Annotated in this window: 36 protein-coding genes, 1 other RNA gene and 1 pseudogene; 31 read left to right on the top strand and 7 right to left on the bottom strand. The window is 38.8% G+C overall.

Features of this window, described 5'->3' with window-relative positions:
• Window positions 1–75: 75 nt before the first annotated feature.
• From rapZ to whiA, 3 genes are read left to right on the top strand one after another with little or no spacing between them, the layout of a single operon-like run.
• Window positions 76–966, top strand: a complete 891-nt coding sequence (gene rapZ / locus ADH92_RS02190) for an RNase adapter RapZ (RefSeq protein ID WP_049496680.1) — start codon at window positions 76–78, stop codon at window positions 964–966.
• The gene (locus ADH92_RS02185; protein WP_003017791.1) at window positions 963–1,940 is read left to right on the top strand and encodes a YvcK family protein; all 978 of its coding nucleotides are present in this window, start codon (window positions 963–965) and stop codon (window positions 1,938–1,940) included. Before rapZ ends, ADH92_RS02185 begins: the two co-directional genes overlap by 4 nt.
• A complete protein-coding gene (gene whiA / locus ADH92_RS02180; RefSeq protein ID WP_049496677.1) occupies window positions 1,937–2,854 on the top strand; it encodes a DNA-binding protein WhiA in 918 nt (305 codons plus the stop codon). The genes ADH92_RS02185 and whiA overlap by 4 nt, the downstream gene beginning before the upstream one ends.
• Window positions 2,855–3,144: 290 nt before the next feature.
• Here the strand turns inward: whiA and ADH92_RS02175 are convergent, their stop codons facing one another.
• Window positions 3,145–4,113 carry an NAD(P)/FAD-dependent oxidoreductase gene (locus tag ADH92_RS02175; RefSeq protein ID WP_049496674.1) on the bottom strand — a complete coding sequence of 323 codons (969 nt, stop codon included), beginning with the start codon at window positions 4,111–4,113 and terminating at the stop codon, window positions 3,145–3,147.
• 178 nt (window positions 4,114–4,291) lie between these two features.
• Here ADH92_RS02175 and rpsU point away from each other — a divergent pair, with 178 nt between their 5' ends.
• The gene (gene rpsU / locus ADH92_RS02170) at window positions 4,292–4,468 is read left to right on the top strand and encodes a 30S ribosomal protein S21 (RefSeq protein ID WP_000048054.1); all 177 of its coding nucleotides are present in this window, start codon (window positions 4,292–4,294) and stop codon (window positions 4,466–4,468) included.
• A 100-nt stretch (window positions 4,469–4,568) separates the two neighbouring features.
• Here the strand turns inward: rpsU and mscL are convergent, their stop codons facing one another.
• Window positions 4,569–4,949, bottom strand: coding sequence for a large conductance mechanosensitive channel protein MscL (gene mscL / locus ADH92_RS02165; protein ID WP_021152922.1), 381 nt, complete (start codon window positions 4,947–4,949; stop codon window positions 4,569–4,571).
• A 214-nt stretch (window positions 4,950–5,163) separates the two neighbouring features.
• Between mscL and dnaG the strand changes: the two genes are divergently transcribed.
• The 6 genes from dnaG to ssrA all read left to right on the top strand — a co-directional run bounded on the left by dnaG (window position 5,164) and on the right by ssrA (window position 10,694).
• Entirely contained in the window at window positions 5,164–6,942 is a 1,779-nt protein-coding gene (gene dnaG, locus ADH92_RS02160; protein WP_049496671.1) for a DNA primase, read from the top strand.
• 2 nt (window positions 6,943–6,944) lie between these two features.
• Window positions 6,945–8,054: an RNA polymerase sigma factor RpoD gene (rpoD, locus tag ADH92_RS02155; protein WP_021152924.1), complete on the top strand. Its 1,110-nt coding sequence runs from the start codon at window positions 6,945–6,947 to the stop codon at window positions 8,052–8,054.
• A 174-nt stretch (window positions 8,055–8,228) separates the two neighbouring features.
• On the top strand, window positions 8,229–8,558 hold the full coding sequence (locus tag ADH92_RS02150) for a metal-sulfur cluster assembly factor (protein WP_004220168.1): 330 nt from the start codon (window positions 8,229–8,231) through the stop codon (window positions 8,556–8,558).
• 172 nt (window positions 8,559–8,730) lie between these two features.
• Window positions 8,731–9,438 carry an ABC transporter ATP-binding protein gene (locus ADH92_RS02145; RefSeq protein WP_021152925.1) on the top strand — a complete coding sequence of 236 codons (708 nt, stop codon included), beginning with the start codon at window positions 8,731–8,733 and terminating at the stop codon, window positions 9,436–9,438.
• A 9-nt stretch (window positions 9,439–9,447) separates the two neighbouring features.
• Window positions 9,448–10,242 carry a hypothetical protein gene (locus tag ADH92_RS02140; RefSeq protein ID WP_049496668.1) on the top strand — a complete coding sequence of 265 codons (795 nt, stop codon included), beginning with the start codon at window positions 9,448–9,450 and terminating at the stop codon, window positions 10,240–10,242.
• A gap of 103 nt (window positions 10,243–10,345) precedes the next feature.
• Window positions 10,346–10,694, top strand: a transfer-messenger RNA (tmRNA) gene (gene ssrA, locus ADH92_RS10375).
• A 152-nt stretch (window positions 10,695–10,846) separates the two neighbouring features.
• On the opposite strand, the gene ADH92_RS02135 is transcribed toward ssrA, so the two are convergent.
• The 5 genes and pseudogenes from ADH92_RS02135 to ADH92_RS02115 form a co-directional block, all read right to left on the bottom strand.
• A complete protein-coding gene (locus ADH92_RS02135) occupies window positions 10,847–11,932 on the bottom strand; it encodes a tyrosine-type recombinase/integrase (protein ID WP_049496663.1) in 1,086 nt (361 codons plus the stop codon).
• Window positions 11,933–12,050: 118 nt separating this feature from the next.
• Window positions 12,051–13,049 carry an Abi family protein gene (locus ADH92_RS02130; protein WP_160312905.1) on the bottom strand — a complete coding sequence of 333 codons (999 nt, stop codon included), beginning with the start codon at window positions 13,047–13,049 and terminating at the stop codon, window positions 12,051–12,053.
• A gap of 103 nt (window positions 13,050–13,152) precedes the next feature.
• Window positions 13,153–13,527, bottom strand: a complete 375-nt coding sequence (locus ADH92_RS02125; RefSeq protein ID WP_049496657.1) for a hypothetical protein — start codon at window positions 13,525–13,527, stop codon at window positions 13,153–13,155.
• Window positions 13,528–13,542: 15 nt separating this feature from the next.
• A pseudogene (locus tag ADH92_RS10460) lies at window positions 13,543–13,957 on the bottom strand (M78 family metallopeptidase domain-containing protein).
• 11 nt (window positions 13,958–13,968) lie between these two features.
• Window positions 13,969–14,316 carry a helix-turn-helix domain-containing protein gene (locus tag ADH92_RS02115; RefSeq protein ID WP_049483879.1) on the bottom strand — a complete coding sequence of 116 codons (348 nt, stop codon included), beginning with the start codon at window positions 14,314–14,316 and terminating at the stop codon, window positions 13,969–13,971.
• Window positions 14,317–14,616: 300 nt separating this feature from the next.
• On the opposite strand from ADH92_RS02115, the gene ADH92_RS02110 reads away from it, so the two are divergent.
• The 21 genes from ADH92_RS02110 (at window position 14,617) to ADH92_RS10350 (ending at window position 24,509) form a co-directional block, all read left to right on the top strand.
• Entirely contained in the window at window positions 14,617–14,829 is a 213-nt protein-coding gene (locus tag ADH92_RS02110) for a helix-turn-helix domain-containing protein (protein ID WP_049483878.1), read from the top strand.
• Complete coding sequence (locus ADH92_RS02105) at window positions 14,830–15,108, top strand: MerR family transcriptional regulator (protein WP_049483877.1); 279 nt, start codon at window positions 14,830–14,832, stop codon at window positions 15,106–15,108. It begins immediately after the preceding gene.
• Between the two features lie 67 nt (window positions 15,109–15,175).
• Window positions 15,176–15,508, top strand: a complete 333-nt coding sequence (locus ADH92_RS02100) for a hypothetical protein (RefSeq protein ID WP_049496649.1) — start codon at window positions 15,176–15,178, stop codon at window positions 15,506–15,508.
• Between the two features lie 2 nt (window positions 15,509–15,510).
• Entirely contained in the window at window positions 15,511–15,687 is a 177-nt protein-coding gene (locus tag ADH92_RS11180) for a hypothetical protein (protein WP_155167829.1), read from the top strand.
• A 10-nt stretch (window positions 15,688–15,697) separates the two neighbouring features.
• On the top strand, window positions 15,698–17,023 hold the full coding sequence (dnaB, locus tag ADH92_RS02095; RefSeq protein ID WP_049496646.1) for a replicative DNA helicase: 1,326 nt from the start codon (window positions 15,698–15,700) through the stop codon (window positions 17,021–17,023).
• 3 nt (window positions 17,024–17,026) lie between these two features.
• Window positions 17,027–17,794: a conserved phage C-terminal domain-containing protein gene (locus tag ADH92_RS10355; RefSeq protein ID WP_053092309.1), complete on the top strand. Its 768-nt coding sequence runs from the start codon at window positions 17,027–17,029 to the stop codon at window positions 17,792–17,794.
• Complete coding sequence (locus ADH92_RS02085) at window positions 17,794–18,579, top strand: ATP-binding protein (RefSeq protein WP_049496642.1); 786 nt, start codon at window positions 17,794–17,796, stop codon at window positions 18,577–18,579. The genes ADH92_RS10355 and ADH92_RS02085 overlap by 1 nt, the downstream gene beginning before the upstream one ends.
• Window positions 18,580–18,582: 3 nt before the next feature.
• Window positions 18,583–19,077, top strand: coding sequence for a MazG-like family protein (locus tag ADH92_RS02080; protein WP_049496640.1), 495 nt, complete (start codon window positions 18,583–18,585; stop codon window positions 19,075–19,077).
• Window positions 19,074–19,346 carry a DUF3310 domain-containing protein gene (locus tag ADH92_RS02075; RefSeq protein ID WP_049496636.1) on the top strand — a complete coding sequence of 91 codons (273 nt, stop codon included), beginning with the start codon at window positions 19,074–19,076 and terminating at the stop codon, window positions 19,344–19,346. The genes ADH92_RS02080 and ADH92_RS02075 overlap by 4 nt, the downstream gene beginning before the upstream one ends.
• 4 nt (window positions 19,347–19,350) lie before the next feature.
• A complete protein-coding gene (locus ADH92_RS02070) occupies window positions 19,351–19,752 on the top strand; it encodes a helix-turn-helix domain-containing protein (RefSeq protein WP_049496633.1) in 402 nt (133 codons plus the stop codon).
• A complete protein-coding gene (locus tag ADH92_RS02065; protein ID WP_160312904.1) occupies window positions 19,736–20,026 on the top strand; it encodes a hypothetical protein in 291 nt (96 codons plus the stop codon). Before ADH92_RS02070 ends, ADH92_RS02065 begins: the two co-directional genes overlap by 17 nt.
• Before the next feature lie 2 nt (window positions 20,027–20,028).
• A complete protein-coding gene (gene ssb / locus ADH92_RS02060; RefSeq protein WP_049496625.1) occupies window positions 20,029–20,439 on the top strand; it encodes a single-stranded DNA-binding protein in 411 nt (136 codons plus the stop codon).
• A gap of 10 nt (window positions 20,440–20,449) precedes the next feature.
• Window positions 20,450–21,532 carry a DNA cytosine methyltransferase gene (locus ADH92_RS02055; RefSeq protein ID WP_049496622.1) on the top strand — a complete coding sequence of 361 codons (1,083 nt, stop codon included), beginning with the start codon at window positions 20,450–20,452 and terminating at the stop codon, window positions 21,530–21,532.
• A gap of 39 nt (window positions 21,533–21,571) precedes the next feature.
• Entirely contained in the window at window positions 21,572–21,709 is a 138-nt protein-coding gene (locus ADH92_RS11235; RefSeq protein ID WP_192832645.1) for a hypothetical protein, read from the top strand.
• A gap of 19 nt (window positions 21,710–21,728) precedes the next feature.
• Complete coding sequence (locus ADH92_RS11230) at window positions 21,729–21,869, top strand: hypothetical protein (RefSeq protein WP_192832644.1); 141 nt, start codon at window positions 21,729–21,731, stop codon at window positions 21,867–21,869.
• Between the two features lie 12 nt (window positions 21,870–21,881).
• Window positions 21,882–22,289, top strand: coding sequence for a YopX family protein (locus ADH92_RS10455; protein WP_080978946.1), 408 nt, complete (start codon window positions 21,882–21,884; stop codon window positions 22,287–22,289).
• Window positions 22,286–22,624, top strand: a complete 339-nt coding sequence (locus ADH92_RS02045) for a hypothetical protein (RefSeq protein WP_049496619.1) — start codon at window positions 22,286–22,288, stop codon at window positions 22,622–22,624. The genes ADH92_RS10455 and ADH92_RS02045 overlap by 4 nt, the downstream gene beginning before the upstream one ends.
• Before the next feature lie 144 nt (window positions 22,625–22,768).
• The gene (locus ADH92_RS11225; RefSeq protein WP_192832643.1) at window positions 22,769–22,906 is read left to right on the top strand and encodes a hypothetical protein; all 138 of its coding nucleotides are present in this window, start codon (window positions 22,769–22,771) and stop codon (window positions 22,904–22,906) included.
• A gap of 127 nt (window positions 22,907–23,033) precedes the next feature.
• Complete coding sequence (locus ADH92_RS02040) at window positions 23,034–23,456, top strand: hypothetical protein (protein ID WP_049496616.1); 423 nt, start codon at window positions 23,034–23,036, stop codon at window positions 23,454–23,456.
• Window positions 23,456–23,974, top strand: a complete 519-nt coding sequence (locus ADH92_RS02035) for a DUF1642 domain-containing protein (RefSeq protein WP_049496615.1) — start codon at window positions 23,456–23,458, stop codon at window positions 23,972–23,974. Before ADH92_RS02040 ends, ADH92_RS02035 begins: the two co-directional genes overlap by 1 nt.
• The gene (locus ADH92_RS10350) at window positions 23,967–24,509 is read left to right on the top strand and encodes an HNH endonuclease signature motif containing protein (protein ID WP_160312903.1); all 543 of its coding nucleotides are present in this window, start codon (window positions 23,967–23,969) and stop codon (window positions 24,507–24,509) included. Before ADH92_RS02035 ends, ADH92_RS10350 begins: the two co-directional genes overlap by 8 nt.
• The last annotated feature ends 36 nt before the right edge of the window (window positions 24,510–24,545 follow it).

The following is a 24,545-nucleotide window of genomic DNA, read 5'->3' as shown; positions in this document are numbered from 1 at the left end:
ACCATTCAAAGACAAAAAGACAGAGTGGAGAGCAGGAAACTGTAGGCCACTCTGTTTTATTTATGGGAGGAGAAAATGACAGAAAGTAAGATTCAACTGGTCATGGTAACAGGGATGAGCGGTGCGGGCAAGACCGTCGCCATCCAATCGTTTGAGGATTTGGGTTACTTTACCATCGATAATATGCCACCGGCGCTCTTGCTGAAATTTATTGAGCTCATGCGCCACAGTCCCGATAACAATAAATTAGCCGTTGTTGTGGACATGCGGAGCCGTTCTTTTTTCAATGAAATTCGCACCATTTTGGATGAATTGGACAACCAAGAAGACCTCGATTTCAAGGTCTTGTTCTTGGATGCCACTGATAGTGAGTTGGTAGCACGATACAAGGAAACCCGTCGCAGCCACCCACTAGCGGCAGATGGCCGTGTCTTAGATGGGATTACTCTAGAGCGCGAACTCTTGTCCCCTTTAAAAAATATCAGTCAAAATGTGGTGGATACGACTGAGTTGACACCTCGTAATTTGAGAAAAACGATCGCAGAACAATTTGCCAGTCAAGATAATCAGCCAGATTTTCGGGTTGAGGTCATGTCATTTGGGTTTAAATATGGCCTTCCGATCGATGCTGACCTTGTCTTTGACGTGCGTTTTCTTCCAAATCCCTACTATAAATTGGAACTTCGGAATTTAACCGGTCAGGATCCAGCAGTCTATGATTATGTCATGGATCACCCTGAATCAGAGGACTTTTACAGTCATCTTCATGACTTGATTGTTCCTATTTTACCGTCCTATAAACGTGAGGGTAAATCCGTTCTCACCATTGCTATGGGATGTACCGGTGGGCAACACCGTTCAGTAGCCTTTGCAGAGCGCTTAGCACATGATTTAGAAAAAAATTGGCAGGTCAATTGCAGTCATAGAGACAAGGACAGACGGAAAGAAACGGTGAATCGCTCATGAGAAAACCTAAAGTAACCGTTATTGGAGGAGGAACAGGAATTTCTGTTATCCTCGATAGTCTGAGAAAGAAACCGGTCGACATCACTGCCATCGTAACCGTTGCAGATGATGGCGGGAGTTCAGGTGAATTGCGGAAGAACATCCAAAAATTGACACCACCTGGAGATCTTCGAAATGTGCTGGTTGCCATGTCAGATATGCCTCGTTTTTATGAGAAGGTCTTTCAATACCGCTTTGCTGACGATGATGGCCCTTTGGCCGGTCACCCTTTGGGAAACTTGATCATTGCAGGGATTTCAGAGATGCAAGGCTCGACCTATAATGCCATGCAATTGTTAACCAAGTTCTTTCATACGACCGGCAAGATCTATCCTTCCAGTGATAGTCCCTTGACCCTTCATGCCGTCTTTCAAGATGGAAAAGAAGTGGTAGGAGAAAGCCACATTGCTAACTACACTGGCATGATTGATCATGTCTATGTGACCAATACATTCGATCAAGAGCGGCCAAAAGCTAGTAAGAAAGTGGTGGAAGCTATTCTTGAAAGTGATATGGTTGTCTTGGGTCCTGGTTCGCTCTTTACCTCGATCCTTCCTAATTTGATGATCGATGAGATTGGGAAAGCCATCCTTGAAACCAAGGCTCAGGTAGCCTATGTTTGTAACATCATGACCCAAAGAGGAGAAACCGAGCATTTCACAGACAGTGACCACGTTGCCGTTCTACATAAACATTTGGGAGAGAAGTTTATCGATACCGTCCTTGTCAATATAAATCAGGTTCCCGCAGCTTACATGAACAGTAACAAATTTGATGAATACTTGGTACAGGTAGAGCACGATTTCAAGGGTTTGCACTCGCAAGTTCCCCAAGTGATTTCTTCTGATTTCTTGAAGTTGGTCAATGGAGGAGCTTTTCATGATGGCGAAAAAGTAGTCGAAGAACTGATGCAGATCGTGCAGGTGAGAAAATGAGTTTTACGGTTCGTGTCAAAGAAGAATTATTGTCTCTCAAGCGATTTGAAAAGAGTGAATTGGCTGCCATTATCAAGATGTCTGGAAGTCTTGGGATTTCAATGGGGGGCTTGACGCTCTCGGTAACAACAGAAAATGCCAAGATTGCCCGCCATATCTATGAATTGTTGCATCATTTCTACGGGGCTAAATCGGATATTCGCCACCACCAAAAAACCAATTTGAAAAAAAATCGTGTCTATACAGTATTCTTGGATGAAAAGGTGGAAGAGATTCTAGCTGACTTGCATTTGGCAGATGCCTTTTTTGGGATTGAGACAGGCATTGATGCCAGTGTTTTAGAAGATGAAGCAGCTAGTCGTGCTTATCTTCGGGGGGCCTTTCTGTCGAGTGGTTCCATCAAGGATCCTGAAAAAGGAAAGTACCAACTGGAAATTCATTCTGTTTATACAGACCACGCGGAAGGAATTGCCCTTCTCATGCAAGGATTTTTACTAGATGCGAAAACCATCGAGCGGAAAAAAGGAGTGGTGACCTATCTGCAACGAGCGGAAGATATTATTGATTTTCTCATTGTGGTAGAGGCCATGCAAGCTATGCAGGAATTTGAGTCTATCAAGGTCATGAGAGAGACGCGCAATGACCTCAATCGGGCCAATAATGCCGAGATGGCCAATATCCAGCGAACAGTCACAGCTAGCATGAAAACCATTAATAATATCAGTAAAATTGTCGATACGGTCGGTCTAGGAAGTTTACCAAGTGACCTGCAAGAAGTTGCTTATATTCGGATGAACCATCCAGATTATTCCATTCAGCAGATCGCCGATAGTTTGCAACAACCTATTTCAAAAAGCGGTGTTAATCACCGCTTGCGTAAGATCAATAAGATCGCAGACGATTTAGACAAATAAAAAAGGCCAAAGGCCTTTCATAATGAGGATAAAGTCTTTTTAAAAACTTTCCTTTGGTGAGTACGGACGTCAGCGAACTTCATAGAAGTTCCATGACTTAGTTTTGAGCCTAATGTCTCAAAACTCCCGAGTGCCTGAAACGTATTGTTTCAGGCACTTTTCTCACAGCGGAAAGTTTTTGTATTTTCTTGATTCATACTATAAATAGGAACTCATTTTTACTTCTTTGCAGAATCGATTAACTTAAAATAGTTTGACTTCAATTTAAAAAGGGCCAAAGGCCTTTTTTATTATAAACTGGTTGAGTGCGTTGGTTGGACTTTTTTATCTGGATAGATGTAGTTGATGGCATTGTTTACAGCTGTTGGAGCTTCTCCCAGACCTGTAGCGATGAGATCGATCTTTCCTTCATAGAAGCAGCAGTCTCCACAGGCATAAATTCCAGGAAGGCTGGTTTCTTGTTTTTGGTTGACCTTGATTTTATGGCGTTGCAATTCTACACCCCATTCTTTCAAGTTTCCGATTGAAGATTTAAAGCCATAGTTGACAAATAAGTGATCAATCGGGATGTGTTCAGTTTCATCGGATTTAACTTTTGTGATTTCAAGATGAGTGGCATGACCATTTTCGCCAATCAAGCGGCTAGGAACAAATGGTGTTTTGATGCTAACAGAAGATTGTTTGAGTTCTTCTACACTATGTTCTAAAGCACGGAAGTTATCCCGACGATGAATGATCGTAGTTGGAGCAATCTTGTCAAAAGCAAGAGCCCAGTCTACAGCAGAGTCTCCACCACCAAGGACGGTCACCTGCTGTCCTTCATATTGTTGGATGTTCGAAACATGATAGTGGACGTTATCAAAGTCTTCAGCTCCCTCAATGTCAAGGGCGCGTGGCTTAAAGGCACCACCGCCCATGGCTATAATGACTGCTTTAGACTGATGCACTTGGCGAGAAGTAGTGATGGTGAAGAGGTCGCCTTCTTTTCGAATATCCTCTACAGTTTCATTGAGAAAGATCGGTGTATCAAACCGTTTGACTTGCTCGATCAAGCGGTTGCTCAATTCTTCACCAGTCAAATTGGTAAAGCCAGGTACATCGAGGATACTCTTTTCTGGATAGAGAATAGCTGGTTGCCCTCCCAGTTGAGGTAAGGAATCAATCAGTTTGACTTTTACTTGGCGCATATTGCCATAAAAAGCAGCAAACAGACCAACTGGTCCGCCCCCAACAATTGTAATATCATAAATTTCTGACATAGTATCTCCTTCAGGGTTTTCTTTGTTTCCATTGTATCATAAAATGGGAAGAATGAAAAAGTTGGAAAAAGAAATGACATGAAGGCTAGGAGGGCTAGAAAAGTTTCAAAAGATCTTGACAGCGTCCTTAAAGTGTGATAAAATTATTAAGATTTTAGGCTTGAAGGGAGTGAAAAATATGTCAAAAACAGTAGTACGTAAGAATGAATCTCTTGACGATGCTCTTCGTCGTTTCAAACGTGCGGTTACTAAAGCTGGTACTCTTCAAGAAACACGCAAACGTGAATTCTATGAAAAACCTTCTGTAAAACGTAAACGTAAATCAGAAGCAGCTCGTAAACGTAAAAAATTCTAATTGAATACAAGAACAGACTTCGGTCTGTTTTTTGTTTTTTTCATCCGTTAAAGACAAAAAAACCGATCTTCTAGCTAGAAGATCGGATCTTTTTATCTGATTATTTGTTTGCAAGCAAGTCGCGGATTTCAGTAAGCAACTCTTCTTGAGTAGGAGCAGGAGCTTCTTCTTCGACAGCTTCTTCTTTTTTACCAAGGTTTTGAGCTTTTTCAGCAGCTTTCACTACGAAGAAAAGAACAGTACCAACAACAAGGAAGTTGATCACAGCGCTCAAGAAGCTACCGTATGCAACACCGTTCCATGACAAATTAGCAATCTTATCAACACCAGCAGCTTTCATAGCTGGTTTCAAAATAAGTGGAGTGATGATATCGTTAACAAGTGATGTTACGATAGCTCCAAATGCAGCTCCGATAACGACTGCTACAGCAAGGTCAACAATATTCCCACGAAGGAGAAAAGCTTTCAAATCTTTTAACATATCCTAAATATGTCCTATCATAATAATTTTTTACTATGATAGTATAACGGAAAAATATTCGACTGACAAGGAATATGCCTCATTTTTTAAAATTAGTGATAAAGGTTGAAAATCTTTTCTTTTATGTGTGAAATCGGTAGGAAAAAATTTACTTTTACTAACTTTTAGTATAAAATATAAAGTGATAATCTATGGTAAAATGGAGGCACTGTTTATGGTTGATAAAGAGCTAATTGCAGAAATTAAAAACAGTGTAAACATTGTTGAAGTTATTGGAGAAGTTGTTTCTTTGACCAAGGCTGGCCGTAATTTTTTAGGGCTCTGTCCTTTTCATGGTGAAAAGACTCCTTCTTTTAATGTCGTTGAAGACAAGCAGTTTTACCATTGTTTCGGATGTGGTCGCTCGGGAGATGTCTTTAAGTTTATTGAGGAATACCGTGGAGTCGCTTTTATGGATGCGGTCCAGATCGTAGCAGAAAAAGCGGGTATTGCGCTTCAGTACCAAGCAAGGCCGGCTCAACCAACGTCTATCAATCCCAACCAAGAACTTTATGAGATTCATCAGGAAGCCAGTAAGTTCTACCAGGCGATTCTGATGACGACAAAGATGGGAGAAGAAGCGCGAAATTATCTGTATGAACGTGGATTGACGGATGAGGTCATCCGACATTTTCAATTGGGCTTAGCCCCAGCAGAAGGGAATTATCTCTATCGAAATCTCTCTGAGAAGTTCTCTGAGAAAGTGATTACCGATTCGGGGTTATTCACAATCTCAGATGCTGGAACAGTTTTTGATGCCTTTCAGGATCGGATTATGTTTCCTTTGACGGATGATAGTGGACGTGTCATTGCTTTTTCTGGTAGACTGTGGAAACTAACGGATGATGGCAGTCATCAAGCCAAGTACAAGAATAGTCGAAGTACCCGTCTATTTAATAAGAGTTATGAACTTTATCATTTGGATCAAGCTAAGACGAGCGCCAAAAAGCAACATGAAATGTATATCATGGAAGGCTTTATGGATGTCATTGCGGCTTATCGAGCTGGGATTGAAAATGCAGTCGCCTCTATGGGGACAGCCTTGACACCAGAGCACGTCCAGCACCTGTCTCATTTTACCAAAAAGGTCATTTTGACCTATGATGGGGATAAGGCGGGACTTGAAGCAACCGCTAAGGCCTTGGATGTCTTGCAGGATCTGGAGTTGGAGATCGTCCGTATCCCTGATCAGATGGATCCCGATGAGTACCTCAAAAAGACCTCCCCAGAAGATCTAGCTTCCCTCTTGAAGAATTCGCGGATCAGTAAGGTTGAATTCTTGATGCACTACTGGAAACCCCAGTATATTGAGAACTTACAGGCACAGATTGAGTTTGTCGAGAAGCTGGCACCGATGATCGCCCAGACGCGCTCCATCACAGCGCAAAACACCTATATTTATAAGTTGGCAGATTTATTGCCAGACTTTGATTATTTGCAGATTGAGCAGATTGTCAATAATTGTCGCTTGCATCAACGGCAGGAGGATCAAAGTGGTGGACGATCAAGAACGTCGAATTTTTCAGTCGATCTCCTGCCTAATCGTGGGATGACGCGCTTGATCAAGGCGGAAAATCATTTATTAAGTAGGATGAAAGATTTTCCAATGGTGCTTAATGATTACCGTTTGCGACCTGATTTTGTCTTTGACACACCGGAGTTACAGATCTTGTACCAATTACTCTGTCAAAATGGAGAAGTCACATCTCAGGATTTGTCCGAGCAACCTGAAGGGGTCCAGCACGCCTGGTACCGGATGGTAGAAGAAGATTTGCCAGAAGAGATAGCGGATGGTGAATTAGAAGAAGTGGAAGAAACGCGAAATCGTGAGCTTCTTCGCAAAGAAAGTCAACAAATTGGAAATAAAGTGAAGGAAGCTTCCTCGACAGGGGATGCGGAAAAAGCTTTATTGGAACTCGAGCGTTTGATCGCTCAAAAAAGAAGAATGGAGTAGGAATGGCTAAAGAACAAAAAGATATTACAACATTGGACGTTCAAATTGCAGAGTTTATTCGCAGCCACAAGAAAAGTGGAACTGCAACAGATGATGAAATTAATGACAAGTTGGTTATTCCATTCACACTAGATGCAGATGGGATTGAAGATCTTTTGCAACGGATTCAAGATGCAGGAATTTCGATCACGGATAAAGATGGTAACCCAAGTGCGCGTGTGTTGAACAATGAAGAAGAGCCAGAATTGTCAGATGAGGAATTGCTTGGAAGCAACTCTGCCAAGGTCAACGACCCAGTACGGATGTACTTGAAAGAAATTGGGGTTGTTCCTCTTTTGACAAATGAAGAAGAACAAGAATTGGCTATCTTAGTGGAACAAGGTGACTTGGAAGCCAAGCAACGTCTTGCAGAAGCCAACCTTCGTTTGGTTGTATCCATTGCGAAACGTTACGTTGGTCGTGGAATGCAATTTTTGGATTTGATCCAAGAAGGAAATATGGGCTTGATGAAGGCCGTTGATAAGTTTGACTATACCAAAGGGTTCAAGTTCTCTACCTATGCTACTTGGTGGATTCGTCAGGCTATCACTCGTGCCATTGCAGACCAAGCACGGACCATTCGGATCCCTGTTCACATGGTGGAAACCATTAACAAGTTGGTTCGTGAACAACGCAATCTCTTGCAAGAATTGGGACAAGACCCAACGCCTGAACAAATCGCTGAACGCATGGATATGACGCCTGATAAGGTACGCGAAATCTTGAAGATTGCCCAAGAGCCTGTTTCTTTGGAAACGCCAATCGGGGAAGAAGACGATAGCCATTTGGGAGATTTCATCGAAGATGAAGTGATTGAAAATCCAGTAGACTACACCACTCGTGTGGTTCTACGTGAACAATTAGATGAAGTCCTCGATACCCTGACAGACCGTGAAGAAAACGTACTTCGTTTACGTTTCGGTTTGGATGATGGAAAAATGCGGACCTTGGAAGATGTGGGTAAAGTCTTCAACGTGACCCGTGAACGGATCCGTCAGATCGAAGCCAAAGCCCTCCGTAAACTCCGCCACCCAAGCAGAAGCAAACCATTGCGTGATTTTATTGAGGATTAAAAATGTCCGGGGGACATTTTTAACGGTCGCCTAGAAATAAAAAAGCGACCTAGGTCCGGGGGACATTTTTAACGGTCGCCAAGAAATGAAAAAGCGACCTATGTCCGTGGGACCTTTTTAACCCGAGCTAAGCAATTCTATCGAGAGTAACATAACAAAAAAAGGAAGTGTCATATGGCATATACAACTGAGCAAATTGAAGAAATTAAAAATAAAATCTTAAATGCTTTGGAAGAGGTAATCGATCCTGAGCTTGGGATTGACATTGTTAATTTAGGTCTTGTTTACGAGATCCATTTTGATGGTGAAACTGGAGCGACCATTATTGATATGACGCTAACGACCATGGGATGTCCATTAGCGGATCTTCTGACAGATCAGATTCATGATGTTTTAGCAGAAGTAGAAGAAGTGACATCGGTGGATGTGAAGTTGGTCTGGTATCCTGCTTGGACGGTTGAAAAAATGAGCCGCTATGCACGGATTGCACTTGGAATTAGTTAAACATTCTATTCATCAAAACAAATCAGAGGTTGGGGGCTTCCCTAACCTCTGATTTGTTTACATCTGTATTTTTGAACAACCATTTTCAAATTCTTAGCAAATTTTCAGATAAAGTTGCAATCATCAAGAGGACAAGGTATAATAGCATAAATAGAAAATAAAGGAGATTTACATGAATCAGTATCCTTTGGTCTACTTGGACCATGTGACAAAGAATTATGGGCATGAAGTTGCTCTCATGGATGTTAGTTTGAACATCCAACCTGGCCGTATTATTGGCCTTTTGGGGCCTAATGGTAGCGGGAAAACAACCATCATTAAATTGATTAATGGTTTGTTGCAACCAAGCCTTGGAAATATCTATATTCATGGTCAATTACCATCCCCAGCTTCTAAAAAAGTTGTTTCCTATTTGCCGGATACGACTTATCTGAGTGAAAATATAAAAATTAGTGATGCTATTAGCTATTTCCAAGATTTTTATTCAGATTTTAATGTCCAACGAGCTTACCAATTGCTCAACGATTTGCATTTGCATCCAAATCAAAAATTGAACAGCCTTTCAAAAGGGAACAAGGAAAAAGTACAATTGATTTTGGTGATGAGTCGTGAAGCTGACTTGTATGTCCTTGATGAACCAATCGGTGGGGTCGACCCAGCAGCGCGTGATTATATTTTGCGGACCATTATTCAAAACCGACGTCCAAACTCTTCTGTCTTGATTTCTACTCACTTGATTGCGGATATTGAGCAAGTTTTGGATGAAGCGATTTTCATCAACCAAGGAAGAATCCTCTTGCATGAAAATACGACTGTTTTGCGCAATCAACACGGAAAATCAATCGATGAGATCTTCCGTGATCAATTCCGTGTTTATTAGGAGGACCCTATGTTTGGTAAATTATTAAAATATGAATTTAAATCGACAGCTAAGTGGTATTTATTGATCACCCTGATCGCACTAGGTTTGTCAGTGATTACAGGTGTTATTGGTGGAAGTGCTACAAACGGTTTTGTGGATATGGAAACCAATAGTATGCAAATCATAACTGGGACTCTTGGGATTCTCATTTTTGGAGGAGTCATTGGTCTTTATCTTAGTAACTACTATATTATTATTCGTCGTTTCTATTCCAACTTATACGGACGTGAAGGTTACTTGACCTGGACCCTTCCAGCTAGCCCTCATGCGATCATTTTGTCTAAATTTGTGGGAGCTTTAGTAGCGAGTCTTTACTGCCTATTCCTTCTATTTTTTAGTGGTTTTATCACAATTATTGTGATGGGCGCTGTCATTGGTCAAGACCTCTCTCCTGTATTTAGTATTATCGCTGAGGCTTTTAGTCATTCTATTGCTTATTGGATTATCATCTGGTGGATTTTTACCACAGCTTCAGGAATCTTACTATTTTATGTATCAATCGCACTTGGCCAACTGTTCCAAAATCGTCGTGGATTGAAGGCTATTCTGTTTTTCTTTCTCTTGTGTATTGTGTTAAGTATCATCGGTACAGCAGTCAATCCATTAAAAGATTCATATGCTGTCGGATATGCATTGGTTTATGGAAATATTGATGAATTTGGACCAAACTTCATCCCAGGTCTCATTTATGAAGTCATTAAGATTGTTTCTATGTACTTCACCATTCACTACATCAGCAAGTACAAGTTGAATCTTCAATAATAACAGTAAATTGAGCAAGGAGCTCTCCAGTGGAAGCCTTCTTGTTCAATTTTTTTCTTTTGCATTTTTAGCTACATTTTGATATACTAATTGTATTCGTTTTGGGGTCGTTACGGATTCGACAGGCATTATGAGGCATATTTTGCAACTCATCTAGCGGATGTAAAACGCCAGTTAAATATAACTGCAAAAAATAATAATTCTTACGCTTTAGCTGCCTAAACACCAGCAGGCGTGACCCGATTCGAATCGCTCGTGTTTGATGACAGGTCTTTATTTTAGCGAGATACGATCTAACTTTGTCTAGAAGTTAGATAAGAGATTGATAGACTCGCAGGTACAGGGCTTGAGTTATGTGTCGTGTAGCTGTTAAACTAAGACATAACCTATGGTTGTAGACAAATATGCTGGCAGGTGTTTGGACGTGGGTTCGACTCCCACCGGCTCCATCTATAGTTTCTAAAGCTTTCTAAATTTTTCTAAAACGTTGTAAAAACAACGTTTTTTGTTTTATACTTTCTATTCCTTTTTGAACCTTTTTGAAACCGACAGACCCAAAAACAGACCCTTTTTTATCCAAAGGGTCTGTCTTTATGTTATTTGTCTAAAAATCAATATAGTTTGCAAATTTCTCACCAATATCATCCTTGGCCTCTCTGGTGATGTGAGTATAGATGTTCATGGTTGTTTTTAAATCTGAGTGTCCAAGTCTATACTGGACCTGTTTGAGTGTCATTCCAGCTTCGAAGCATAGGCTGGCATGTGTATGTCGGAAGCCGTGGATCCTAATCGGACGCACATCCGAATCTTTGACAATTTGTTGTAGCCATTTCCGTGGTAGTGTTCCTGGTATTGGTTTTCCTAATTCATTCTCAAAGATAAAAGTAGTAGTAGGATTCATTTCTCTCCACTCTGTGAGCAGTTCACTTGTCTTTTCGTCCAAGCTGATCAATCGGTTGCTACTTTTGTTTTTTGTAGGACCGACAGATTCCCCGTCAAATCCTCTCGTAATGGCTTTATTTATGCTCAGAGTGTTATTGGTCCAGTCTTCCCATTTGAGGGCTAAAACCTCCCCTTTTCGAGCCCCTGTGAAGGCTAGAAGACGAAAGAGGACTTTCTTCCTCAGTTCATCAGTTTGGTCTACTAATTCAAGGAAAGATTTCAGTTCCTCCTTATCGTAAAAATCGCTATCTGTATCTACTTGCTTTCTGACAAGAGTTGTTACACTCTCAACCGGATTGGTTGAGGTGTAGCCATGTCTGATAGCGTACTTACATATGTTATTCATCAAGCCTTTCATTTTACGTCCATAGACCAACTTCTTGGACCAGTCATTGACTTGTTCCTGAAGCTGAAGAGGAGTGAGAGAAGAGATTTTTTTATCTCCCAAAGTCGGATAAATATGATTTTTTATATTCCGTTCGGTCTTTATGTAGGTGCTATCCTGTACTGTGTCAGCATATTCCTTGAGCCATTCTTCAGCAACTTCCTCAACAGTGATTTCCTTGACAGTGATTTCCTCGCTATTTTCAAGGTCGGTTTGAAGTTGGAGAAGTGCTGCTCTTGCCTTGGCTTTTGTCTGGAAGCCCTGACGCTTTACATACTTGTCCTTTCCATTTTCTTTACCAACATAGATCCTAAATTTATAGGCTGTATCGCCATTTTTCTTTTTATATGACTTTATTTCCATTGTGTTTCACCTCATTTCTTGGTAAAATGGGTATAAGAAAAAGACCTTTTTAATGGCTTTTCTTATATTGTGTTCCTCACACTCAATTTTTGGCGAAGGAGAGTGTGGGGATTTTTTATTAAAATTTTATTTTATATATTTCAGCTATCCGTTTTAAAAAGTCTTCTGGTATATTTAGCGTTGCATATATATCTCCCCTTGGAGAATAGTTGACTCTAGGATTGAATTCATCATTTGTAAATAAAGCACCAAAATCATATAAATACTGTCTGAATACAATAGGGTCATTAATTAGCACAGCAATAGAAAGCATTACAGCAAACAAATCTTTTTTCCCGATTCCACTAAGATATTCTTTTTCAGTTAGAACTTCTTTTGAAAGCACCGAAAGAAGAAGGACTTTGGTTAATTCATTTGTCACATTCGATAAAAAAGTTCTATTACCGTGTGCTATATTATTTCTATATTCTTGTAATAAAGATAGCATAGAAAGAAGTAGCTCCTTGGCACTTTCTCCATCTAGTTCGAAATATTCGAAGAATTGTTTTGCTATATCAATTTTTATATCTTCTCTACAAATTTTGTACCAATTAATTGTAGTCCCAAAATAAATACCTCCAGTGGCGACCCAAGGCGGAATATCGCCATGTTTTATCCTGTAATGCTGAATCGAAGCACTGTTCTTATTGTTATCAATTTGATTTTTTATATTACTAATTTCTGCTTTTCGATCAAGCTCGCCATTAGATTTGTACTTTTCAAAATCCAAATATTCCAACATAGAAACTCCAATTTTTTGAGCAATTTTGTAGGATAGTTTAGTTTTTAAGGATTTTTCAATATAGATTATATATTTGAACAATAAATTGTTAAGCGCTTGGTCTATCAGAAAAATTCGATGTAATGAAGTAAACGAAACAGGCTCATTAAATTGTTCGATGTTTAATTCATTATTAAAAAAAGTCCCGAATATATCTTTATAGCCATTCACAATTCCATAATAAGAAATACTTTGAAGGACTTCTTTTGTGAAAATCTCATTTTCAATAACGATTCTCTTGTTTCTCATTAATGCAATTTGTTGGTTGTATGTTAGAAAAGGTTTATTAGTAGACAAAAAAGAAAACCTCCTATCTAGGAGATAGAAGGTATTCCTAGCCACATCCGTAGCCATTTAATTCCCTTCTATCTTATCATTATTCTATGATCGCGTCAAGTCATTATAATTTCAATTTAACTAAATCACCAACTTGAATCTTAGGATTTTTTGCTTTTAGTGGATTAATGTCTTTTTCATTTACATCAAGAGCGCTCTTAACCATCTGTTTCCCACCATTCAAAAAACTAGATACAGAGAACGTAGTATTCTCCTTTAAACTTTGTGCAATTGAAAATTTAGGATAGACTTCAGTGATAATTAGATCTCCTTTTAAAAAATCATATCTGCCAAGAGAATTACCGTCTATATCTGTAATCTCAGGACCTGGTTCATAAATACTTATTTTTGTATCAACATGAATTGATTTAGAGTCATACCCTTTATCTATCATAACTGTATATTGATCCAGAATACGGATAACTTTTGCAATAGCCATTATTTTTCTCCTTATCTAACTAATTAGTGAATTATATTCGTCTTTGACCATCGTTTCATTTGCGATGGTCTTTAGACTGTATTTTTCCATAAAATGCAGATAGTTGAAATCTCTCACATCATCCATCAACTTCAATTCTTCTTCAAGCAAGTGATGAATCATGCTTCTATCTGCTTGTAATTCGCAAAGCTCCCTGTTCAATTCGTATTGAAAAGGAGTGTGTTCTTTGTGACCAAGTTCATGAAGAGCAACTTGTTTTTGTTCATCGTTACTCGTGAAGAGCTACTTGTTTTTGATCTTCTACTGACAAATTAAAGTCCAGCGCTAGAACATTCAAAGCAGGATTGAAGAAGCCGGGGCTGTGCCAATTGCTTCCATCAAAGTAGCAGAGATTCACACCTTCTTTGGCACAAAGCTCTTGTACTGTCATATAGTATACCTCTATTTATTTTTCAAGTGCGCCTCCAGAACTGCTGTAATGAAATCTATGTCATCTTCCGTCAATGGTTTTCCGTCAAATAACATTGATTGCGCAGCAATATCTCTGAGATCTAATGGTGCAGAAGCATCACCATCTTTCGCAATGTTAGGATTTTCCGTGCGTCCCAAGAGGTAGTCGGTGGACACATTGAAGTAATCTGCGATTTCTGAAATTCGTTCAGTAGACGGTTTGGAATTTTTTAGATTATAAATAGTATTCCTACTATAACCTAGTTTTTCTTCCAATAAATTTATTGAAAGCCCTTGCTTTTGGGCAAGTTCTTTAATTCTGTCAAATGTCTGAAACATTGATTTTTCAACCTTTCTGAGAATATGACAAAAAATATTTAATATTTCACATTAAAACACTTGACAAAGTTAATGTGGAGTATTAAAATAGTTTTTGTAAGTTAATGAGTTAGTAAAAAACAGAGTTAAAACTTACCTAAAAATAAAATAGCTTTGGCGAGCAAGAAAATTGATAGATATAACGTTTTATCAAGGTTTTTAATTATGCTTTCATTTTAATACTATACATTAAAATTGTCAAGCGTTTTTAAAACAATTTACTAACTCTTTAACTCTATTGAAAATAAAGGAGGAAAAAACATGAGCCAACAACATCGTAAATGGATTGAGCTTGTAGAAGAAGAACTCCACAAACGTGGATGGACTCGTTCGGATCTTGCAACTGTGGTCGGGGTTAGCCCAGCGATGATCACACAGATGTTCAAGAACGGGAAAGGCAGTGATGATTTGAAATTGCGCATAAATAAGAAATTGCGAATTTCTGAATCATGGGAAAAATTCGAGGAAAGATAGATGGTATTGGAATTATTTGGTCCAGAGTTCAAAGATAAACTATTTGAAGAGCTGGTTCAATTAAATATCAAAGCATTGGATGAAGCTAAGAAAAGAACATCAAGACAGACAACATGGGTCTCTATCAAAGAACTTCAAGCATCCACTGGCTGGGGAAGAACAAAACTTGAGGAATGGAGAGACCAAGGGAAGTTTCAGTTCCAGCAATCTGGAAAAGGTGGGAAATACCTTTACAACCTTGAAGATGTTCAGCGGTTTTGTCGTTCAATGCAAAAATAAAAAGCACCCGAAAAAATCAGGCGCTTAACAAAATTACTAAAACAATTATAACACAAGGAGGGCACACATGGCAATATCTAGAGAGATGACAGCCACTGAGGCAAATGTCCTTAACTACATCAAGAACTACGCAACAAATGAAATGCCAATCACAGCAGTTCAGCTCAGAAATGAATTTCAATGCGATAAGAGAGCAATAGAAAATATCATTGAGAGCTTGCGTGTAAACTTTGGGCATCCAATAGTTGCAAAGAAGAGAAAGCCAAATGGGTATTATCTTCCTAAGAATGATGAAGAACGGAATGAGGGATTGGCACCCTACAAGCGCCAAATCTTGACAGAACAAAAGAACTTGGCAGCAATCATGGCTGTTGACTTGAATGAATACTGGAGGAATTAAAAATGTTACTAGAAATTATTATTGCTTTATTGATCATGGTGATCTTGCTTCAAATGATTATTATCAGTGCAATTAGTGAAAGATGCAAAGAGTCAAAGCGTGAACTCAAGAAAATGATCGAAGAACAACAACGCATCCAAGAAGCACGGGAAGCAATGCGCTTCGGTTATCGCAGATAGGAGTTATTAAATGGCAGAAAATATGAATGTACTGCCTCATGATCTATTAGCTGAACAAGCTGTGTTAGGTTCCATCTTCCTTGATCCTGATAAGATCCACATCGCTTCTGAATACTTGACAAAAGATAGTTTTTTCAAACTGTCGCATGGAATGGTATTCAACATCATGCAAGAGTTGTCTGATAAAGGTGACCCAATTGATCCCGTATCTGTAAAATCTGCCCTTGACTCTATTGGGCAATTTGAACAAATTGGGGGGATGCCATTCCTGGCAAGCCTTATCAATGCAGTCCCCACAAGCGCCCACATTGAACACTATTCAAAAGTAGTTGCTGAAAAATCAAGGGCCAGAAAGGTCATTGAAGATCTGAGCCATAGCATTTCAAGCGTTTATGATGGCCAGAAAGACTTGAATGAGATCCTTTCTCAAACTGAGCAGAATTTATCAACAATCTCAAATGAACAGAAAAAAGGCTTCAGGCCCATCATTGATGTGATTGATTCAACACAATCTATTCTAGATGAACGCTCTCAGAAGGTTGGTGATGTGACAGGAACTTCAACAGGATTCACTGATTTTGATCAAATCACGACAGGCCTCCATGAAGATAACTTGATCATTATTGCTGCAAGACCTGCAATGGGTAAGACAGCATTTGCTCTGAATATTGCCCAGAACGTAGCTAAGAATTCAGATAAAGCAGTAGCAATCTTTTCACTAGAAATGGGAGCAGAAAGCTTGGTTGAACGTATGCTGTCAGCAGAAGGATTGATTCCATCGTATCATGTTAGAACTGGAAATCTCACCGAAAGTGAATGGCGCAGAATGATTTCAGCACAGGAACGACTAGCAAGAGGGAAGATCTTCATTGATGATACAGCAGGAGTAAAGATTTCAGAAATTAGATCAAAGGCCAAAAGGTTAGCTCAAGAAAATGACGGTCTAGGATTGATTGTGATTGACTATCTACAACTAATAGAAGGTAGAGGAAGAGAAAACAGGCAACAGGAAGTATCTGAAATTTCAAGGCAATTGAAGATTCTGGCAAAAGAATTGAAAGTTCCGGTCATCGCCCTCAGTCAGCTTTCCCGTGGAGTTGATCAGCGAAATGACAAACGCCCAATCCTTTCAGATCTGAGAGAATCCGGATCTATTGAGCAGGACGCTGACATAGTAGCCTTCTTGTATAGAGAAGCTTATTACAAGCGAGATGAACAAGAGGAGCCGGACAATGTAACAGAACTTATTCTTGAGAAGAACAGGCATGGGAGCCTTGGGACTGTCCAATTATTCTTCCTAAAAGAGTACGCAAAATTTTCAAATAAGGAGGCCTGATGAATGGTAACTGAAAACCGTAGATATTACTGGTTGCAATTAAAAGAGGACTTCTTTAATTCCAAGGAAATGAAGCTAATGAGGAAGCTCCCTGGAGGAGAAGAAATCACAATCATCTATCTGAAGATGATGCTTGTAAGTCTAGCTGAACAAGGAAAATTGTACTTTGAGGGATTGGCTGAAGATCTAGCTGAAGAACTATCACTCATCATTGATGAAGATCCGGAAGCAATTAGATTGGCATTGATGTTTTTAACTAAAAAGAAATTATTGACAACATCAGACAATTACCAGTTCAATCTTGAACAAGTTCCAGAAATGATAGGTAGTGAAACAGCTAGCGCCCGTAGAGTTCGCAAGCATCGAGAAAACCAAAAAACGTTACAATGTAACACCGATGTAACAAAGTGTAATGGAGATATAGATATAGATATAGATAAAGATATAGAAATAGATAAGGGGCAAAAGCCCCAACCAGATGTCTATGAAGAAATTATCAAATATCTAAATGAAAAAACCGGTTCACATTTCAAATCAACTAGCAAGTCAACTCAAAGGCTGATCAATGGAAGATTAAGTGAGAACTACACAATTGAAGACTTCAAATATGTGATTGATGTTAAGACAAACGAATGGAAGGACAACACAAAGATGTCTAAATACTTAACACCAGATACACTCTTCAATGCTAGTAAATTTGAAAAATACCGCAATCAGCAAATGCCTAAACAGCCAAACGTTCAGAAACAAGATGAAAGGTTGGGATTCTAATGAATGAAGAAATTACATCTTGTAAAAAGCATGGTTGTCAAATCCAGCATGCAAAAGTGAAGATCAGTGGATCAGAACAGATCATTGAAATTTGCCCTGAGTGTGAGAGAGAAGAAATCATGAAGATGGAATCCGTATTGAGACAGGAAGCGAAAATTCAGGCTCTCTTGTCTCACACTTACAAAGTCTTTGACAGAGAAAGCATCTATTCTCAAGAGTTGAGTGATAAAACATTAGAGAATTATGTAGCAGATAATTCAACTAATGAACAAGCTCTCAACTTCATGAAACGGATGCTGAGGGATTATCTGAAATTTGAAACAGGGAATGTGATCCTAAGTGGACCGCCTGGGATTGGGAAGAGCCATCTTTCTATTGGATTAGCAAAAGCATTGAATGAGAAATCAAAAGAATGTGAGAATCCAAAAAGCGTGATCTTCATCTCAACATCAGCTCTCTTCAATAAGATTGAAGAAAGCTTCAATGGTCGAGGAGACTTCACAGAGAGCTACGCTGTTGACCTACTCAGCAAAGTTGACTTTCTCTTCTTGGACGATTTGGGGAAAGAAAGTAGCATGAGCGCCAATCTAAAAGAAGCGAATGAATGGAGACAGAGAGTGCTGTTTAAAATTTTAGACAACAGGCAAACAACATTCTTCAACACTAACTTGTCAAGTAATGACATCAAAAAAATCTACAATCAAGCACTTGCTGACCGAATCTTCAAGGGAGCAAGCAAGCACATTTATAAATTTCCTGAAAGCATGGAAAGTCGGAGGTATTAACGAATGGAAAACAACAAACTAAAGGATCTAATTTCAAAAGTTCAAAAATGGTTTTATGACCGCAACTTACACACTCAAGAACCCAATAAGCAATTCCTGAAGCTCTATGAAGAAATCGGTGAGCTGTCGAGAGGAATTGCTGAAAAAGATGAAGAAGTGACTAAAGATAGTATTGGAGACATCACTGTTGTATTGATCGGCTTGACTCTTCAACTTGGAATCAACACAAAAGAAATTTTCCCAGAACAAGAGAAATTCATTTTCTCAGAAGCTGCAAAAACAGAAGATTATTTTGTATTGATGGTTGATCAAGCACTGGCATCTTATTTTAACCGTCAAGGCTACCAACTCAAAAGCGTAGTACATGAATTGATGCGAATTTCTCAAATGCTGAACTATGATTTTGTGGAGTGCTTAAATAAAGCCTATGAAGAAATCAAGGACCGCAAAGGAAAATTGGTTGACGGTATTTGGATTAAGGAGGAAAGACTAAAATGAAAGAACGGTCATTTGAACAAATTCTAGAAGAAATGAATGATTCAGTGAATAAGCCAAATCACTATTGCGGTGAATATGGTCTGGAATCCATTGATGTCATCCGGAACTTTGCAGGAAATCTGAAAGGGGTTCAGGGATTCTATTGGGGAAATGCTATCAAGTATCTATGTAGATTCCAGAAGAAGAATGGGCTTGAAGATTTGGATAAGGCTAAGAAATATCTTGAATGGCTCATTGAGGATTTGAAAAAAAGTCATGAACAGGAGTGACAGCATGAGAGATTACACGAGAAATCAGATGGATCACTTTCGTCAACAATTGCAATTGTTGATCCTTGGTAAAGGACTAACACGCAAAGAGCTGTCAATGAAATTGAATAGAAATCCAAATACAATTCAACAATGGATCACAAACAAAAATATAAAACCAGCTCATGTCCAAGAATTATGCAAATTCTTCAACATTGACGAGAAGGCACTGATGGGAGATCCAGAAGAATTGACAGATTATAGATTCTTTGATCAAGGAAAATACATCTGTACTGCTCCAATCAAAGAACTAAGCAAGATCACTGGCAAAGATGTGTCAATTCTCAAGTATTATATACACTTGAATGAACAAGGAAGAGAAGCTGGCCAGTATAGAATAGAAAGGGTAGTTGAAGATGAAAAGTAAAATCAATTGGCTGATTATTAATTTGATCTCATTGGCAGTTATTTCACTAGTCATTGCTATCAATCTCAATTCTAGATTAGTAGATCAAGAAAACAAAATCAAAGATATGGAATGGACGATTCAGGAGCATGAGTTGAGCATTCAAAGAATGGCAGAACAAAATACTGCACAAGATGTCATTTTGAATAAATTAAATCAAGAATATCAAATGCAGGAACGCAAGAAAGCAGAAGCAGTCAAGGAAGCTGCTGAAACGAATAATGTCGGAGGATAATAATGATTAACAATGTGACTCTTATTGGTCGATTGACCAGAGATGCAGAACTACGCTACACACCTAACAACATCGCAACAGCTCAATTCAATATTGCATGCAATCGTAATTTCAAAAATGCAAATGATGAATATGATGCAGATTTCATCAACTGTGTGATGTGGCGAGAACAAGCAGAACGCTTCTGCAATTGGACGAGGAAGGGAATGCTTGTGGGGATCACTGGACGAATCCAAACAAGAAGTTACGAGAACCAGCAAGGACAACGTGTATATGTGACTGAAGTTGTCGCAGAAAGTTTCCAAGTTCTTGAAAAGCGTGACAATACCGCAAATCAAAACAGCATGACAGAACAGATGCCACCTAACTACGCAAATCCGATGGACATCGATGAAAGCGATTTGCCATTTTGAGAGGTGCTGAATGAAATTTTTGGATCTATTTGCAGGAATTGGTGGATTTCGTCTTGGGATGGAATCCGCCGGGCATGAATGTGTAGGGTTTTGCGAAATTGACAAATTTGCTCGCAAGTCTTATAAAGCCATACACGATACGAGAGGAGAGATTGAATTACATGACATCACAACGGTATCAGATGAGTCTATTCGAAGAATCGGACGTGTGGATATTATCTGTGGAGGATTTCCGTGCCAAGCTTTCTCAATTGCGGGAGCTAGAAGAGGTTTTGAAGATACAAGAGGAACTCTCTTCTTTGAAATCGCAAGGTTCGCATCTATTCTCAGACCTAAACTTCTTTTTCTTGAAAACGTCAAAGGACTCCTCAACCACGACAAAGGAAACACCTTTAAAACAATCATCGGAGCGCTTGATGAACTGGGGTATGATGTGGAATGGCAAGTGCTTAACAGCAAGAATTTTGGAGTCCCCCAAAACCGGGAACGTGTGTTCATTGTCGGACATCTTAGAGGACAATGTACCAGAAGCGTTTTTCCTCTCAGTGGAGAAAGTCAGCCAATTAGTTGTCAATCGGTAATAAAAATCGGAAATGTTAATCCGTCCGGCAATGGCATGAATGGAGAAGTCTATCAGGCTAATGGTCTAGCTCCCACACTTACAACAAATAAGGGAGAGGGGCAGAAAATAGCGGTAAAAAGCAATACTATAAAACAATTTGGAACATTGCAACCCAATTTCAATCAATGTGGAGTTGTTTACAAAACAGATGGGATTGCACCAACCATCAGAGCCTATCAAGGGGGAGGACTTGAGCCTAAAATCATCCAGCGTGGTCATGGTTATAATCAAGGTGGAGAACATGATATCGCTCCTACTTTGACAAGTAATAGCTATCACGAAAATAATCACTTATCAGATGGCTATCGAATCAGAAAACTAACCCCCAGAGAATGTTGGAGGTTGCAAGGATTTCCTGATTGGGCATTTGATAAGGCGCAAAAGGTCAATAGCAACTCTCAACTATACAAGCAAGCAGGAAATAGCGTGACCGTGAACGTGATCGAAGCGATAGCGATGGAATTGAAATGAAAGAACTTATCATACTTACTTTGTTGAGGAGGTGGAGTGATGGAAAAAATTATTATGGCTTCGTTGCCAAACAAGGAATTAAATCGTTTGATTAAAATTGAAATCGCAGTTGAAAATCTAATCGAAAACGGAATTCTTGATGAAGATGTATTTAATGAATATTTAAAGGAAGCATAGAAGTTGAGGAGGTAACACAATGATTCCAGACGATTTCTTTATCAGAGAACTTATTGAAGATGAAGATATTATTTTTAGTAAAGACAGTGAATATCACAAGCAGAAGAAAAAAGAAAAGAAGAATCCTATTTTCAAAAGAAATAAACCAAAGAAATTTTGAGGAGGTGGAAGAATGATTCTAAAGTATAGAGCGTGGTATGTGCTGGCGGAAGAAATGATCAATGAAATATTGATGATTTCATTTGTCAGAAAGGAGATCATCGGGAAGTTCAGTGATGGCTCTACATCAGTTCCATTAAAATTTGAAGATAAGAGAAACGGGGAAGATGTTATCCTCATGCAATCAACAGGCCTCAAGGATAAGAACGGTAAGGAAATTTTTGAAAAAGATATCCTTGATTATAATGGCAGAAAAGTTATTGTTAAATGGCATGGTTCTTACGCTTGTTTTATCTACGAGTTTGTAGATGAACTGAAAAGTAGAACGGCAGAATGGCAACCGCTATATCTCTCTTATTATAAATTTGAGGTTATCGGGAACTCGCTGGAGAATCCCGAATTGTTGGAGGTAACAGAATGAGTTATGATTTGGAAATATTAGCAAAAATAGAAAATGGAGATTATATTTGCATTGCCGAACCTAAATATAGTTCTCCAACCTACAATCTTGGAAGAATGTTCAGAGTTGCCATGAATTGGGATTTTAACATAAACACAACATACAATGTTGCTGACATTTTAGATAATATCTCCCGTGGTATATCTGAGTTAGAATGGTATCCAGAGAAGTATACTCAGTATGAACCTGAAAACAAATGGGGGACAGTCAGCGGAGCATTGGAAGCTTTGAAGTCGTTGAAAGAGTGTATTTTAGAACAGGATATTGATACGAAATATTTATATATGAGGTGGTAATATGACACGACCAAACAGATACCCATATACTAAAAGTCAGTGGGAAGAGACAACGACGGCAGTTTATTCGTATAACAACGGAGAATATGAACTGTTTAGATGTCTTGAAAACAAATTCACGGGAGAAATAGTAGAGGTGAAATAATGGAAGAGATTATCATGGCTTCATTGCCTAATAAAGAATTAAATCGTTTGATTAAAATTGAAATTGCTGTTGAGACTTTAATTGAGAATGGAGTTCTTGACGAAGGTGTATTTAACCAGTATTTGAAGGAAGCGTAGATTGAGGAGGTGGAAGGATGAACGAGCAGTGTCTGGGGAATGGTATTAACAAAGAATTGACAGACAAGTTTATTGACAGTGGGTTCAACATGGAAATCCTATATTCAGAAATAAAGGAAGTAGTGTAATGGAATGGAATAAGTTAACAACAAGGAATATTGCTGAAGATGAAAAGGAATTTTTTCATAATGCTATTGAGTACATTTGGGAAGGTAAAACTCCAGAAATTGATGAAGAAGTCCTTGTCTATAATCCAGAGACTCAAAATATATACACCGATACCTGGATTGATTATGGAGAAGGAATTGGTTTTGAGAACACTGATGAAGACGTAGTTTTCTGGATGAGCTACCCTCAACCACCAAGTGGCGAAATGATAAAAAATGAGAAAATGCCCAAGATAGACGATTTTGTGTTTGCATTACAAGTAGGAAAGCTTGTAGTAGATACAGCAAAAGCAATTATCGTAGATGATAATATTTTGGGGAGCAATGGAAAGTTTGTTTTAGACGGTCACACGTTCAACATAACTGTGTCGGAGGTGGAGTGATGAATAAACAAGAGTTGATTGAACAGATGAAAGGTTTAAAGAATCTTTTTGGTAACAAAGTAGAATATATTGAGATAGACACGGCAATAGAACTTGCTTCTAAACTAGACGAACCGCAGAAGCCAGCCGTTCCGCAGTTCGTAGCGGATTGGTATGAAAAACATAAAAATGATTTTGAGTTTGCAGTTTTTAATTATTTGTATCTATTTGATAGACAAGATGAGTCTGACTTCAAAAGATGGTTTAGAGACTCAAGAACAGAACCATTTCAAATCCTTGTAAATATGCACCAATTCGGCTACACAGTCGAGAAAGAGAAGCGGTATCTGGTGAAGATGAAAGGATTGAGAGAAAATACTAGCTATCTCAATTATGATTCAATTGATGCTGAATGGTATTTCGCTGATGCTGAAAATGGACCCGCTGTAGGAACACACTGCACCCGGAAAGAACTTGAAAGCGCCGGCTTCGGCTGGATTTTCTCTTGTGAAGGAATAGAGGTTGAAGAAGTTGAATGAAGAATGGAAGACAATTTTAGATGCTCTAGATTATGATGTTTCAAACAAAGGAAATATCAGAAATAAAAAAACTAAAAAGAATATAAAAACAAGGGTTGTGAAAAGATTTGGCTATGTGTTAGTAAATCTTCAAATTGGAGCAAAAGGAGAGAGAAGACAAAGAACGTTTAGAGTTCATAGATTAGTTGCTAAAGCATTTATACCAAACCCAGATAATTTACCGGAAGTCGACCATGTGAATGGTATTAAGACTGATAATAGAGCAGAGAATTTGGAATGGGTAACAGGTAAAGAAAATACAGTAAGAGCCTATAAAAAAGGATTGGCTAAAATATCTAGCGATGAACATATGAAAGCTATGACGGACAAAACAAAGAAAGCGTGCGTAATTGTAGATATTTTAAAAGATAAAAAATATTTTTTCAACACACGAAGAGAAGCTAGTATTTTCTTTGGCAAAAGCTATTCTTGGGCGACAACGTTGATAAAAACTGGCATAGGAAGTAAAGGAAGATATTATGGATATGATATTTAACGGTTGGGTGTTTGATTGTCCGGGAATAGAAGTTGA

The organism is Streptococcus parasanguinis (assembly GCF_001073155.1).
GTDB classification, from domain to species: Bacteria; Bacillota; Bacilli; order Lactobacillales; family Streptococcaceae; genus Streptococcus; species Streptococcus parasanguinis_D.
This window is presented reverse-complemented; position numbering and strand designations above follow the sequence as displayed.